Source organism: Mesorhizobium sp. M0184 (genome assembly GCF_040322215.1).
In the GTDB taxonomy this organism is placed as follows: domain Bacteria; phylum Pseudomonadota; class Alphaproteobacteria; order Rhizobiales; family Rhizobiaceae; genus Mesorhizobium.
This window is the reverse complement of sequence record NZ_JAMYSZ010000002.1, coordinates 52,418-66,459: the sequence shown is the minus strand read 5'-3', so window position 1 is coordinate 66,459 and position 14,042 is coordinate 52,418. Positions and strand designations below refer to the sequence as shown.

General features: G+C 62.8%; 14 protein-coding genes. 11 read left to right on the top strand and 3 right to left on the bottom strand.

The annotated features are described in order from the left end of the window. Positions 1 to 27 precede the first annotated feature (27 nt). From mutY to NKJ23_RS03385, 3 genes are read left to right on the top strand one after another with little or no spacing between them, the layout of a single operon-like run. On the top strand, positions 28 to 1,140 hold the full coding sequence (gene mutY / locus NKJ23_RS03395) for an A/G-specific adenine glycosylase (RefSeq protein ID WP_352678181.1): 1,113 nt from the start codon (positions 28 to 30) through the stop codon (positions 1,138 to 1,140). An 11-nt stretch (positions 1,141 to 1,151) separates the two neighbouring features. After that, positions 1,152 to 1,763: an HAD family hydrolase gene (locus NKJ23_RS03390; protein WP_352593395.1), complete on the top strand. Its 612-nt coding sequence runs from the start codon at positions 1,152 to 1,154 to the stop codon at positions 1,761 to 1,763. Positions 1,764 to 1,775: 12 nt separating this feature from the next. Continuing rightward, positions 1,776 to 2,159, top strand: coding sequence for a WapI family immunity protein (locus NKJ23_RS03385; RefSeq protein ID WP_352678179.1), 384 nt, complete (start codon positions 1,776 to 1,778; stop codon positions 2,157 to 2,159). An 8-nt stretch (positions 2,160 to 2,167) separates the two neighbouring features. Here the strand turns inward: NKJ23_RS03385 and NKJ23_RS03380 are convergent, their stop codons facing one another. Then, the gene (locus NKJ23_RS03380; protein ID WP_023674154.1) at positions 2,168 to 3,301 is read right to left on the bottom strand and encodes a site-specific DNA-methyltransferase; all 1,134 of its coding nucleotides are present in this window, start codon (positions 3,299 to 3,301) and stop codon (positions 2,168 to 2,170) included. 180 nt (positions 3,302 to 3,481) lie between these two features. On the opposite strand from NKJ23_RS03380, the gene NKJ23_RS03375 reads away from it, so the two are divergent. After that, the gene (locus tag NKJ23_RS03375; protein ID WP_352678177.1) at positions 3,482 to 4,171 is read left to right on the top strand and encodes an HAD family hydrolase; all 690 of its coding nucleotides are present in this window, start codon (positions 3,482 to 3,484) and stop codon (positions 4,169 to 4,171) included. Positions 4,172 to 4,209: 38 nt separating this feature from the next. On the opposite strand, the gene NKJ23_RS03370 is transcribed toward NKJ23_RS03375, so the two are convergent. Then, complete coding sequence (locus NKJ23_RS03370; RefSeq protein WP_352678175.1) at positions 4,210 to 4,908, bottom strand: hypothetical protein; 699 nt, start codon at positions 4,906 to 4,908, stop codon at positions 4,210 to 4,212. 128 nt (positions 4,909 to 5,036) lie between these two features. Here NKJ23_RS03370 and thrC point away from each other — a divergent pair, with 128 nt between their 5' ends. Genes thrC through NKJ23_RS03350 form a run of 4 tightly spaced genes read left to right on the top strand, consistent with a single transcriptional unit; the run spans position 5,037 to position 11,244 of the window. Next, the gene (gene thrC / locus NKJ23_RS03365) at positions 5,037 to 6,434 is read left to right on the top strand and encodes a threonine synthase (protein WP_352678172.1); all 1,398 of its coding nucleotides are present in this window, start codon (positions 5,037 to 5,039) and stop codon (positions 6,432 to 6,434) included. Between the two features lie 14 nt (positions 6,435 to 6,448). After that, positions 6,449 to 7,741, top strand: a complete 1,293-nt coding sequence (locus NKJ23_RS03360; protein ID WP_352456896.1) for a M16 family metallopeptidase — start codon at positions 6,449 to 6,451, stop codon at positions 7,739 to 7,741. 15 nt (positions 7,742 to 7,756) lie between these two features. After that, entirely contained in the window at positions 7,757 to 8,353 is a 597-nt protein-coding gene (locus NKJ23_RS03355; protein ID WP_254818464.1) for a GNAT family N-acetyltransferase, read from the top strand. Positions 8,354 to 8,355: 2 nt separating this feature from the next. Continuing rightward, positions 8,356 to 11,244 carry an EAL domain-containing protein gene (locus NKJ23_RS03350; RefSeq protein ID WP_352578602.1) on the top strand — a complete coding sequence of 963 codons (2,889 nt, stop codon included), beginning with the start codon at positions 8,356 to 8,358 and terminating at the stop codon, positions 11,242 to 11,244. Between the two features lie 24 nt (positions 11,245 to 11,268). Here the strand turns inward: NKJ23_RS03350 and NKJ23_RS03345 are convergent, their stop codons facing one another. Then, positions 11,269 to 11,877: a YqgE/AlgH family protein gene (locus NKJ23_RS03345; protein WP_031211061.1), complete on the bottom strand. Its 609-nt coding sequence runs from the start codon at positions 11,875 to 11,877 to the stop codon at positions 11,269 to 11,271. 147 nt (positions 11,878 to 12,024) lie between these two features. Between NKJ23_RS03345 and NKJ23_RS03340 the strand changes: the two genes are divergently transcribed. From NKJ23_RS03340 to NKJ23_RS03330, 3 genes are all read left to right on the top strand, one after another. Beyond that, on the top strand, positions 12,025 to 12,831 hold the full coding sequence (locus NKJ23_RS03340; RefSeq protein ID WP_023674146.1) for a protein-disulfide reductase DsbD domain-containing protein: 807 nt from the start codon (positions 12,025 to 12,027) through the stop codon (positions 12,829 to 12,831). Positions 12,832 to 12,912: 81 nt separating this feature from the next. After that, on the top strand, positions 12,913 to 13,413 hold the full coding sequence (locus NKJ23_RS03335; protein WP_352622961.1) for a peroxiredoxin: 501 nt from the start codon (positions 12,913 to 12,915) through the stop codon (positions 13,411 to 13,413). Positions 13,414 to 13,561: 148 nt separating this feature from the next. After that, positions 13,562 to 14,041 carry a DUF2938 domain-containing protein gene (locus NKJ23_RS03330; protein ID WP_352678169.1) on the top strand — a complete coding sequence of 160 codons (480 nt, stop codon included), beginning with the start codon at positions 13,562 to 13,564 and terminating at the stop codon, positions 14,039 to 14,041. Position 14,042: the final 1 nt, after the last annotated feature.

The window sequence follows — 14,042 nt, the reverse complement described above, 5'->3', positions numbered from 1 at the left end:
CAGTGGATTAGGGCCGATCCTCGATCAATGGCACTGCACGACCAGACCCGCAAGGCCGTATCCGGAGACGATGGCGAGATCGCGTTCCGGCTGCTTGGCTGGTACGACGCGCATCACCGCGACCTGCCCTGGCGCGTTCCGCCGCGCGCGCTGGCAGGCGGCGCGCGGCCCGATCCCTATCTGGTCTGGCTTTCCGAGGTAATGCTGCAGCAAACCACGGTCGAGGCGGTAAAATCCTATTTCCGGGCTTTCGCGCAGAAATGGCCGACGGTCGAAGCACTGGCGGCGGCACCGACCGAAGACATCATGAAGGCCTGGGCCGGGCTCGGCTATTATTCTCGCGCCCGCAACCTCAAAGCCTGTGCCGATCTCGTCGCGCGGCAAGGCGGTCGCTTTCCGGACAGCGAGACCGGTTTGAAGGAACTGCCCGGGATCGGCGCCTACACGGCGGCGGCAGTCGCGGCGATCGCTTTCGACCGGCCCGCCGCCGTCGTCGACGGCAATGTCGAGCGGGTCGTCTCACGGCTGTTTTCGATCGCCACGCCGCTGGGCGAGGCCAAGGGCGAGATACGCGGCCATGTCGAGCGCATGGTTCCCCGGACAAGGCCGGGTGACTTCGCCCAGGCGATGATGGACCTGGGCGCGACGATCTGCACGCCGCGCCGGCCCGGCTGCATGCTTTGCCCGGTACGGCAGGATTGCAGCGCGACCACCTCAGGCGACCCCGAACGCTTTCCGGTCCGCCTGCCCAAGGCCGAAAAACCCTTGCGCCGCGGCGCCGCTTTCGTTGCCGTCAGGGGCGACGGCGCCATCCTTTTGCGCAAGCGCGCGGATAAAGGCCTGCTCGGCGGCATGACCGAAGTGCCCACGACCAGCTGGACCGCGCGGATCGACGGCGCCACCACCGATGCGGCAGCCCCGTTCTCCGGCGACTGGCGGCGGGCCGGACGCATTGGCCATGTCTTCACCCACTTCGCGCTCGAACTCGACGTGTTCAAGGCGGAGACCGACAGCGCCGCCCCGGCAGGGCATTTCTGGTCGCTGGCGCATGAAATTTCCGGGGAAGCGCTGCCGACCGTCATGAAAAAGGTAATCGAAGCGGCGATACCGGGCGCGACGACGAAGCAGCGGCCGCATTGAAAGAGAGAAGAATGACTGAAATCCGCCACATCGTTTTCGACATCGGCAAAGTGCTGATCCACTACGATCCGAACCTGCCTTTCAGCCGCTTGATCCCCGATCCCGACGAACGGAAATGGTTCTTCGACAATGTCTGCACGCATGACTGGAATATCGAGCAGGACCGCGGCCGCAGCTGGGAGGAGGCCGAAGCGCTGGCAATCGCGGAGTATCCCGAGCACGCCGAAAACGTCCGCAATTTCCGCCGGCACTGGCACGAGATGGTGCCTCATGCCTATGAGGACAGCGTCGCCATCATGATCGGCCTGATCGACAGCGGCCATGACGTGACGATGCTGACCAATTTCGCCGCGGATACGCTTGCCGAGGCCCGCGAGCGTTTCGATTTCCTCAATCGGCCGCGCGGCGTGACCGTTTCCGGCGACATCCGCCAGATCAAGCCGGATCGCGCCATCTATGATCACCACGTCGCCGCGTTCGGCCTCGATCCGGCAGCCACGCTGTTCATCGACGACAGCCAGAAGAATGTCGACGGCGCCAAGGCGGCCGGTTGGCAGGCTGTGCTGTTCACCGACGCCCAGACGCTCAAGGCGGACCTTGAGCGATACGGCATCGCGACCTGACCGGAATTCAAAATGGGCAAACTTTTTTTAACCTTTGATCCCGACTGGCCAATACTCGATGCTGATATCGAGCATGGCCATTTTCGGGGACGTGGCTCCGCAAATTTTCCAACGAACGACGTAAGGGAATTTCTCGCGTCGCTGCGAGCCTATCCCCTTCAGCGCGCAACTCTGGCACTGAGTTCGCCCGGCTTGATAAATATCTCGGTCTTCCCGGCAGACGGTGTCGGCCATTTGACCGTCCAGATTGAGGTTGCGGAAGAGATCCAGGCCCGTGATTTTACACGCGTTCGGCTTCGTACGGACTATTCGCGTCTGGCCCGCTTCACCAGCCAGCTTTCACTGATGGCCAAAGGTGAGTTGACCGAAATTATTTTGGAGGAAGATAAGGCCTGATCCTACGATCAGGCCCCTGCCCGCTCCATGCCCAGCCGCGCAATGCGGCGAAGCTCGTCGATCGGTGTCAGGCCGCCGCTGCGCTCATAATGCCAGAAGGTCCAGCCATTGCAGGCGTCGAGCCCCTGGACTTCCGCACCGATCTTGTGGATCGACCCGGCACTGTCGCCGATCGCCAGAGTGCCGTCGGCGCGCACCTTTGCCGCCCAGCGCTTCTTGGCGTCGTAGAGCGTGGCGCCTGGCGCCACCAAGCCATTGTCGAGAAGCGTGACGAATGCGACGCGCGGCTCAGCCCGCTTGCCGGTCAGTACCGTCAAATTGGCGCCTTCCAGCGGCCGGACCGCATCGATACGTTCCATGGCGGCATCGATATAGGTTTGTTCGCGCTCGATGCCGACGAAGTGGCGGCCAAGCCGCTTGGCCACAGCCCCGGTGGTTCCTGAACCGAAGAACGGGTCGAGCACGATGTCGCCCGGCCTGGTCGATGCCGTCATGACGCGGGCAAGCAACGCTTCCGGCTTCTGCGTCGGATGCAATTTGTCACCATTGTCGTTCTTCAGGCGCTCGCCGCCGGTGCAGATCGGAAACAGCCAGTCCGAGCGCATCTGGACGTCGTCGTTCGATGCCTTCAGCGCCTCGTAGTTGAAAGTGTAGCCCTTGCCCTTCTGGTCGCGCGATGCCCAGATCATCGTCTCATGCGCGTTCTGGAAACGGCGGCCACGGAAATTGGGCATTGGATTGGTCTTGCGCCAGACGACGTCGTTGAGGATCCAGAAGCCCAGATCCTGCATCTTTGCCCCGACCCTGAAAATATTGTGGTAGGAGCCGATAACCCAGATCGTGCCGTTGGGCTTCAACACACGGCGCGCCGCCAGCAGCCAGGCGCGGGTGAAGGCGTCGTAGGCCTCAAAACTGTCGAACTGGTCCCAATGGTCGTCGACGGCATCGACCTTGGATTGGTCGGGCCGGTGCAGATCGCCATCGAGCTGCAAATTATAGGGCGGATCGGCGAAGATCACGTCGATCGACTTTTCCGGCAGCCGCTCGAGCGCGGCGACGCAGTCGCCCTTCAGGATCGTATCCAGCCACTCGGATTGCTGGGGAGCATCGGAAAGCTCGTCGAGAAGACGCACGGCAGACATTGTGACACCCAAGGCACGCGTTACTGTTTACTGTCCGTTATGGTTACCGATCAGCGTAAATATTCAGTGAAGCAGCCCGCCGAATTTGCGAAGCCCGGCCTGTTGGTGTATGCCGCGCCGCCTGAGCCGTTTGGACCAAAGGGCCCTCGGCATTCCCCTCATCCCGCTTTCCGGATCACCATGCCCCAGCCAGACCTTGTCATCTTCGATTGCGACGGCGTGCTCGTCGATTCCGAAATCATCGCCGCGCGGATCGATGCCGAGCTGTTGACCTCGGCCGGCTACGAGATATCGGTCGAGGAGATTTCCGAGGTGTATGCCGGGTTGACTTTCAAGGACATCATGATGCGGGTCGAGGAAAAGTCCCGGATCCCGTTCCAGGCCTCGCTGATCGACAAGGAGGAACAGCTGGTCGATCGTAGGCTGCGCAGCGACGTGCGTGCCGTCGACGGGGCGCACGAGGCTGTCGCCGCGGTAGCAGTGCCGCGCTGCGTCTGTTCGAATTCGCGTTCGGAGCGAATCGAATTCATGCTGGAGAAGGTGCAGCTTTTGCCGTTCTTTGCCGGCCGTATCTTTTCCTCGCTGGAAACCCCGACCGGGAAAACCAAGCCGGCGCCGGACGTGTTTCGGTTCGCCGCGGAAAAACTCAAGGCCGATCCTGCGAACACCTTTGTCATCGAGGATTCGGTGCATGGCGTCACCGGCGCCAAGACGGCGGGAATGCGCGTCATCGGCTTCACCGGCGCGGCGCACAGCTATCCCGGCCACGCCGATGCGCTGACCGAGGCCGGCGCGGAAACGGTCATCCGCCGCTGGGCGGAACTGAAAAGCGTGATCGCCGCGCTGTCGGAATGGTCGGCGGACGCCTGAGAGGCCGCCTCCAACCGCCGTGGCGCGAATGCAGCGGCTTAGTTGGTCGCGGCGGCTTTCTTCTTCCTCGGCTTGTCTGTCGCTACTTTCGGAGCGCCCTCGTCATACCCGGCATATGCCTGGTAGTCCTTCGCCGTCGGCTCCGGAACGACGACGTTGGAATCGGTGAAGACGAACTGCGTGGCACTCGAAGGATCGGTAACCTGGACCTGATAGGAGTGAAGCTGCGAATAGAGAACTTCGGTGCCGTGCATCACCGCGATGCGGATCGGCATGGTGATGGTCCCGGGGGCGAACATCGGGCCAGGCACGACCTTGCCCGCGACGGCTATCTTCATCGACAAGGAGCCGTTAGCGCGGCTGCAGTCGCGTGTCACATCGGTGATCGAGGCCTGATAGATGATCTTGGCGGAATCGTCCGGCTGATCGGCGCCAGCCGCGTCCGCTGCCGGCTGGGCGGCTTCCTCGGCGGCAACATCGGTTTTTTTCTTCGGCTTCGGACCGCTCTTGGCGTAGGTATTGAAGAAGGCGGTGCCGTCACGCAACGTCACTTTCGGGCAATAGGCCTGCAGCTGGCTGGAAAGCACCTTGGGATCGGGTGGCGGTGGCGGTGTCGTATCCTTTTTGCCGAAGCCGAGAATTCCATTGTCGCTCGATTGGCAACCTGCGGCGGCAAGCATAAAGCCGGCGAGCGCCAGACCCGCGACAAAACGACCGTTGAATGAATGAAACGCCATGAACTGCACTTCCCTCTCGCAAAGCCGGTGACGTATATCAACCGCGCGGCAAAAATGCGACTGAGCCTGCGCAGAAATCCACCACCTCGCGGCGGGCGAAAATTCCCGGCAGCAATGGAAACGTGACGATGCAATATATGAGTACCCGCGGGGAAGCGCCCGCGCTTGGATTTTCCGACGCGGTGCTGGCCGGACTGGCGCGCGACGGCGGGCTCTACCTGCCGAGCGCCTGGCCGCATTTTTCCGCAGCCGAGATCCGCGCCATGCGCGGCCTTGCCTATCCCGATCTTGCCATCCGTGTGCTGTCGCCGTTCCTCGGCGGCGAGATCGCGGCGCCGGTGTTCGAACGGCTGGTGCGCGAAGCCTATGCGACCTTCCGCCATGAGGCCGTCTGCCCGCTGGTGCAGACCGGGCCGAACAGCTTCGTGCTCGAGCTGTTCCACGGCCCGACGCTCGCGTTCAAGGACGTGGCGATGCAGCTTCTTGCTCGGCTGATGGACCATGTGCTGGCCGAGCGCGACCAGCGCGCCACCATTGTCGGTGCCACCTCCGGCGACACCGGAGGGGCCGCCATCGATGCCTTTGCCGGGCGCAACCGCACCGACATCTTCGTGCTTTTCCCGCACGGCCGCGTCTCGCCGGTACAGCAGCGGCAGATGACGACCTCGACCGCCGCAAACGTCCATGCGTTGGCGATCGAAGGCAATTTCGACGACTGCCAGGGCCTGGTAAAGGACATGTTCAACGACCACGGTTTTCGCGACCGGGTATCGCTGTCCGGCGTCAACTCGATCAACTGGGCCCGCATCATGGCCCAGATCGTCTATTATTTCTCCTCCGCGCTGTCGCTCGGCGCGCCCGACAGGCCGGTTTCCTTCACCGTGCCGACCGGCAATTTCGGCGACATCTTCGCCGGCTATGCCGCCAAGAAGATGGGGCTGCCGATCGAACGGCTGATCATCGCCACCAACGACAACGATATTCTGGCGCGCACGCTGGCGACCGGCGAATACCGCATGAAGGGGGTCTTTTCGACCACGTCGCCCTCGATGGACATCCAGGTGTCTTCGAACTTCGAACGCTTGCTGTTCGAAGCGTCCGGCCGCGATGCCTCGACCGTGCGGCGCTACATGAACGGGCTCAAGCAGTCCGGCGCCTTCACCATCGAGGCCGGCGAAATCGCCAAGATCCGCTCCGAATTCGACGCCGGCCGCGCCACCATGGACGAGGTCGCCGCCACCATCCGCACCACACTTGCGGCGAGCGGCTATCTGCTCGACCCGCATACGGCCGCGGCCGTGCATGTGGCCGCCGGCAAGGTTGCGGGTGAGGTGCCGATGGTGGTGCTGGGCACTGCGCACCCGGCAAAGTTTCCCGCCGCCGTCGAAGCTGCCAGCGGCGTGTCGCCTGCCCTGCCTGCATGGCTAGGCGGGTTGATGAGCGCCGAGGAAAAATACACGGTACTTCCATCCGACCTGAAAATGGTGGAAGATTATCTCGGCCGCCACACGCGGGCGGCGCGTTAGGGAGTAATTGCCATATGGGTGTTGAGGTAAGCCGTCTGTCGAACGGCCTGACAGTCGCCACCGAAACCCTTCCAAGCCTCGAATCTGTTGCCCTTGGCGCCTGGGTCAAGTCGGGCGCACGCAACGAGCGTGACGAAGAGCACGGAATGGCGCACTTGCTCGAGCACATGGCTTTCAAGGGCACCAGGCGGCGAAGCGCCTTCGAGATTGCCTCGGAGATCGAGGACGTCGGCGGCGAGATCAATGCCGCCACCAGCGTCGAGACGACCTCCTATTATGCAAGGGTTCTGAGCGACGACGTGCCGCTGGCCGTCGATATCCTTTCCGACATCCTGCAGGAATCCGAATTCGATCCGCAGGAGTTGGAACGAGAGCAGCATGTGATTCTGCAGGAGATCGGCGCCGCGCACGATACGCCCGACGACGTCGTTTTCGATCACTTTACCGAGACCGCCTTCCGCCACCAGACTATCGGCCGCTCGATTCTTGGCACGCCGGAAACCGTCAAATCCTTCACTTCGAAGCAGCTGCACGACTTCATCGAACGGCAGTACGGCGCCGAGAACATGGTGATGGTGGCGGCCGGCGATATCAAGCACGACGATTTCGTGCGGGAGGTCGAAAAGCGTCTCGGCGGCTTCCGCGGCAAGGCCGACGGCACCGTCCCGCAATATGCGCAATATGTCGGCGGCGATTTTCGCGAGGACCGCGACCTGATGGACGCCCAGATCGTGCTGGGTTTCGAGGGCCGCGCCTATCACGTCCGCGATTTCTATGCCTCCCAGGTCCTGTCGATGATCCTGGGCGGCGGCATGTCGTCGCGACTTTTCCAGGAAGTCCGCGAAAAACGCGGCCTGTGCTATTCGGTCTATGCCTTCCATTGGGGTTTTTCCGACACGGGCGTCTTCGGGGTCCATGCGGCGACCGGACAAAGCGATATTGCCGAGCTGGTGCCTGTGATCATCGACGAGCTGCAAAAGGCCGGTGAAAACATCCTGCAGGAGGAGCTTGACCGCGCGCGTGCCCAATACCGCGCCGGGCTGATCATGTCGGCCGAGAGCCCGGCCAGCCGCGCCTCGCAGATCGCCAGGCAGTTGCTTCTGTTCGGCAGGCCGATCGCCAAGGAAGAGCTGATGGAGCGGCTGGCGGCGTTGACTGTCGAGCGGCTGACGGATCTGTCGTCCCGGCTTTTTTCGACCAAGCCGACGCTTACGGCCGTCGGGCCGGTGGGTACGCTCGCGCCCTATGAGGCAATCCTCGATTCGCTTTCGGGCACGCAGACCACTGCCCGTAAGCTTGCCGTCTAAGCCTATTCGAGCGTCGTGTTCGCGCTCCCTTTCTTTCGCCGCGACCTGCCGGCACTGAAGGGCGAGCTTGTCACGCTGCGCGTACCGCTGACCAACGACTATCGCGAGTGGTCGGTGCTGCGCAGTGAAAGCCGCGCTTTTCTTGAGCCGTGGGAGCCGCGATGGACCCCTGACGAACTCGACCGCACGGCGTGGCGGCATCGTATCGGGCGCTACCGCGAGGACTACGCGCAGGGGACGGCGATCGCCTTCTTCATCTTCGAGAAAAGCAGCGGCAAGCTGGCCGGCGGTATCACCCTCGGCAATATCCGCCACGGCGTCGCCCAAAGCGGCCATATCGGCTACTGGATCGGCGAGCGCTTCAGCGGACGCGGCCTGATGACCGATGCCGTCAAAGTGGTGACGCGTTTCGCCTTCGAAACGCTGCGATTGCACCGGATCGAAGCTGCCTGTATTCCCGACAACGCCCGGTCGATCCGCGTGCTTGAAAAAGCCGGATTCCGGCGCGAAGGACTGCTACGATCCTATCTCAGGATCAACGGCATCTGGCAGGACCATTACCTATACGCCCGAATCGCGGACGATCCGCCGGGCGTTGGAACAAAGGACTGATTTTGACGAATTTTCTGCGCAAGGGGTCGCTGCTTGCCTTTATGCTGGCGGCAATCGTCACGCTCTGCGCGGCGTCCTCGGCCTTTGCCGTAGAACCGATCAAGATCGCCCGCGACGACGTTGCGCTCGATCTTTCGGGGGCCGTCTTGATCTACCGGAACCAGGGCGAGAATTTTCAGGTGTCGACCGCGCCAGGCCCGGACGGCATCGTGCGGCGCATCGAGGTCGAGGCAAATGATGCGCGCTCGACCGGTGACTGGGCGGTGTTCGCGCTCGCTAATACCACCGACCAGCAGCTCGACAGGCTGATTGTCGCACCGCATTTCCGGCTGGTGAATTCCGGCCTGTTCTGGCCGGATCTCGGCTCGACCCGTATCGCCGCGATCACGCCCAGCGAGGGCTTTGCGCTCGACCGCCAGACCAGCCCCGACGCCGACGTGTTCCGGGTCACGCTGAACCCGGGAACGGTGATTACCTTCATCGCCGAGCTCGCCTCGCCCAAGCTGCCGCAGGTCTATCTGTGGGATCCTGAATCCTACAAGGACTCGGTCAATTCCTACACGCTGTTTCGTGGCATCGTCATCGGCATCGCCGGCCTGCTGGCGCTGTTCCTGACCATCCTTTTCGTCGTCAAGGGGACCTCGATGTTCCCGGCAACGGCGGCCCTAGCCTGGGCGGTGCTTGCCTATATCTGCGTCGATTTCGGCTTTCTCAACAAGATCATAGAGATCTCACCGGGCAATGAGCAGATGTGGCGCGCCGGAACGGAGGTGGCGCTCGCGGCGACCTTCGTGGTGTTCCTGTTTGCCTATCTCAACCTCAACCGGTGGCACGGCCATTTCAGCTACGGCGCACTGGTCTGGATTCTCGGGCTGGTGCTGATCGCCGGTGTCGCCATCATCGATCCGGCGGTTGCCGCCGGCATTGCCAGGCTGTCCTTCGCCGCCACCGCGCTGACCGGGCTCGGCCTGATCATCTTCCTCGGTATCCGCGGTTACGACCGCGCCATCATGCTGGTGCCCAGTTGGGTGATGGTTCTGCTGTGGCTATGCGGATCGTGGATGGCAATCACCGGCATGCTGGACAACGATATCGCTCAGCCGGCGCTGGGCGGTGGGCTGATCCTCATCATCCTGCTGATCGGCTTCACCGTGATGCAGCACGCTTTTGCCGGCGGCGCGCTGCATCAGGGCCTGTTCTCCGACCTTGAGCGGCAGGCGCTGGCGGTTGCCGGATCGGGCGATACTGTGTGGGACTGGGACGTGCTGCGCGACCGCGTCGTCACTCGTCCCGACGTCAGCATTCAGCTCGGTCTTGCCCCCAACAGCCTCGGCGGCCCTGCCCGCAACTGGCTGCCGGTGCTGCATGCCGACGACCGCGACACGTTTCGCACGACACTCGACGTGGTGCTCGAGCACCGGCGCGGCCGGGTGTCGCAAAACTTTCGCCTGCGCGGCGCCGACGGGCACTATCACTGGTTTTCGTTGCGCGCCCGGCCGGTGATCGGCTCGGACGGCGAGGTCATCCGCTGCGTCGGCACCATGGTCGACGTGACGGAGCAGAAGAAATCCGAGGAACGGCTGCTGCATGACGCCGTGCACGACAATCTGACCGGCCTGCCCAACCGCGAGCTGTTCATGAACCGGCTGGAGGCGATCATTTCGATTGCCCGCACCGAAGAGAAGGTGCGCCCGACCGTCTTCGTCATCGACATAGACCGGTTCAAGCAGGTCAATGACGGGCTCGGCATCTCGGCCGGCGATACCATCCTTTTGACTATCGCGCGGCGGCTGCACCGACTGCTCAAGCCGAAGGATTCGCTGTCGCGCTTTGCCGGCGACCAGTTCGCGCTGATGCTTTTGTCGGAGCAGGATCCGGCCCGCATCGCGGCCATTGCCGATGCCATCAAGCACGCCATCAACAACCCGATCACCTTCGCCAAGCGCGAGATCGTGCTGACGGCCTCGATCGGGCTGATCACCTGGACCGCCACGCAGACCTCGGCCGAGGACATGGTCAAGGATGCCGAGCTTGCCATGCATCAGGCCAAGCGCTTCGGCGGCGACCGGATCGAGCCGTTCCGTCCCGCCTTCCGCACCGTCGGCACCGACCGGCTGCAGTTCGAGTCCGATCTGCGCCGCGCCATCGAACGACGCGAATTCACGCTTGCCTACCAGCCGATCGTGCGGCTGGAGGACGGCAGCGTCGCAGGCTTCGAAGCGCTGCTGCGCTGGGACCATCCGCGGCGCGGCATGATCCCGCCGGCGGATTTCATTCCGGTTGCCGAAAACTGCGGCCTGATCGTGCAGCTTGGGCTGTTTGCCATGCAGCAGGCTGCCGAAGACCTGGCGGGATGGCAAAAGCAGATCGGCGATGCGCCGCTGTCGGTCTCGGTCAATCTGTCCAGCCGCCAGCTCATCCGCCGCGACCTGGTCAGCGACGTCCGCTCGGTGATCGCGCGAGCCAACCTGAAACCGCGCTGCTTCCGGCTCGAACTCACCGAATCGCTGGTGATGGACAATCCCGAGCAGACCGCCCATGTGCTGACCAAGTTGAAGCAGCTTGGCATCGGCCTGTCGCTGGATGATTTCGGCACCGGCTATTCATCGCTGGCCTATCTGACGCGCTTTCCGTTCGACACTATCAAGATCGACAAGAGCTTCGTCGACGACGCGACGCCGAAACGTGCGGTGCTGCTCAAATCCATGGTCAACATGGCGCATGAACTCGGCCTGTCGGTTGTCGCCGAAGGCATTTCGGACGAGAGCGATGCGCTGGAGTTGCGGCAGATGGGCTGCGAATACGTGCAGAGCTTCATGTTCGGCGCGCCGATGCCGGGCGACCAAGTGCTGAAGACGCTGAAGGAACAGTATCCGCTCACTCAAGCGTGACAAGTTTCGGGGACGTGATGAGGCTCAGGCGTGACCGGCAGCCAGGCTGAGATGCGCGAGATCGATGCCGATCGAGGCGAGGATCCGGTCATATTTGCGATCGATGTCGGCGTCGAACAGAAGCTCGGCACTTGCCGGGCAAGTCAGCCAGCCATTCTCGACGATCTCGTTTTCAAGCTGGCCTGCACCCCAGCCGGCATAGCCGAGCGCCATCAGAGCCCGCCGGGGTCCGCGGCCGGAGGAGATGGCGCGCAATATGTCGACGGTCGCGGTGAGACAGACATCATCGGACACGGCGAGCGAGGATTCCACCCGGTAGTCGCCCGAATGCAGAACGAAGCCGCGGCTGCGATCCACCGGTCCGCCATTGCGCACGACGAAGTCGCGCGCCGGCGGCGGCAGGCGAATTGCCTCCAGCTCGTTCATGATGCCAAGTTGGACGAGCAGGTCCGGAAACAGCATCTGCTGCGTCTGGTTGATGATCAGCCCCATCGCGCCTTCGTCGCTGTGCGCGCAAATGTAGATGACGGAGCGCGTGAAGCGGTCGTCCTTCATGCCGGGCATGGCAATCAGGAACTGATCGTCGAGAAAGCCGGGTCCTGCGGCCGTCCTTTTATGGCGCAACAAATCCATGGCCACAGCGTAACGCGTTTCCGGGGCGTCGAAAAGATGGGCGGCGCCCGATTTGATCAGGCTCAAAAGCCGAAGGTCACGCAAATATGATGCCGGCGGCGTCATGAAATCATTGCGCGGCCATCAACGGACGATCAAATCATCGCCATGCAAAGCTTGAAAATCCTGCTGCTTGGTGTGGCCATTGGATCGGCGACCGGCTTCCCCGCCTCAGCCTCCTCGTCGGCCTGGTACAACAGCGAAGGCGGCAGGGTGCGGCTGGTAACAAGCGGCAAAGCCGACGAGGCCGGACGTCTCCAGGGCGTCCTCGACATTGCGCTGAAGCCCGGCTGGAAAACCTATTGGCGCGATCCGGGCGATGCGGGCGTGCCGCCACAGATCGACGTCTCGGCCAGCACCAACATTGCCGACGCGACGCTTTCGTTTCCGCCGCCGCAGCGCCACGATGACGGCTATGGCAAATGGGCCGGCTACGACCACCCGGTTTCGTTGCCGGTGACGTTCACGCTTGCCGCGCCCGGCCAACCGGCCGTCATCGATGCGGACATCTTCCTCGGCATTTGCGAAACCATCTGCATCCCGGTGCAGACAAGGCTGACCGTCGATCCCGGCGCCGATCCCGACAACGCCGAGGATGCGGCACTGGTCAAGGCGGGCCTTGCAACCCTGCCCGCCACGGCAACGCCCGATTTCGGCATAAACGTACTGCCGGGCGACCACGAAACGCTGATTGTCGAAGCGAGCTTTCCGGGCAGCCCCGAGGGCGCCGACTTCTTCGTTGCCGGCGAACGCGACTACATGTTCGGTGCCCCGGCACGCAGCGAAAAGGATGGCAAGCTGATCTTTACTGTACCGATCCTCGACAGGCCGTCGACAACGCCAACCGATGGCGGCCTGCACTACACACTGACAAGTGCCGCAGGCGCGGTCGAAGGCCTGTTGCCATTCCCGTGATGCCAACGTCTGGACGGTTGCCGGGCGCGCCTTAATTCGCTATCGCAAGGAGCTCCCTTCCATTTCCAAGCGAGGACCATCATGACGATCTCCGTTGGCGACAAACTGCCCGATGCGACCTTCAAGACAATGACCGCCGACGGTGCAAGGCCGATCACGACGGGCGAGATATTCTCAGGAAAGAAGGTCGTGCTGTTTGGCGTTCCAGGCGCCTTCACGCCGACCTGCAGCAACAATCATCTGCCCGGCTACCTGGACAATTACGACGCCATCCTGGCGCGCGGCGTCGACACTATCGCCGTTGTCTCGGTCAACGATGTTCACGTCATGGGGGCTTGGGCCCGCTTCAGCGGCGGTGAAGGCAAAATCCTTTATCTTGCCGATGGCAATGGCGATTTCGCCAAATCGGTCGGCCTCGACGCCGACCTCTCCGGCGGCGGCATGGGGCTGCGCTCGAGGCGTTTTTCGATGATCGTCGATGACGGCAAGGTCACTGCACTCAATGTCGAGACAAAGCCCGGCGTCGACGAATCCGGCGCTGCTCACATTCTCGGGCAGCTTTCCGTCCTGGCGACAGCCTAGGCCAGGCACGGCAAAGGGGCGCCTTCGAGCGCTCAACGTCCAAAGGACGCTGACTTTTGCATCGGCGTATGATCCTTCCGAAAGCCGACCCGGTTTTCGGGACCATGCGTCGGCCCTTCGGGACTGTTTGCTTTTGGGGACCTCGATTATGTCTGACATCGTCTGGCGCAGCGTCGCGATCGGCATCGGCGCAACCGCGCTTATGGATGTCTGGGCGATTTTCCTGAGCAAGGTGTTTGCTCAACCGCGGCCGAACTGGGGGCTGGTCGGCCGCTGGGTCTGGCATCTCAGGGAAGGCAAGGTCTTCCATGACGACATTGGCAAGGCCTCGCCCTACCCGCATGAATCAGTACTTGGCTGGGCCTTTCATTATGCTGTCGGCATCGTCTACGGCTTCATACTGGTCGTGCTGGCCGGAACGGCCTGGCTCACCGCGCCGACCTTCCTGCCGGCCTTTATCATCAGCATGGTCACCGTCGGCGCCGGCTGGTTTCTGCTGGCGCCCGGCATGGGCGCCGGCTGGGCCGCTTCGAAGCGGCCCAATCCGATGCAGGTCCGCGCCCTCAATCTTGTGTCGCACACGGTGTTCGCAATCGGACTGTTCGGCACCGCCCTGCTGATCCGATAGG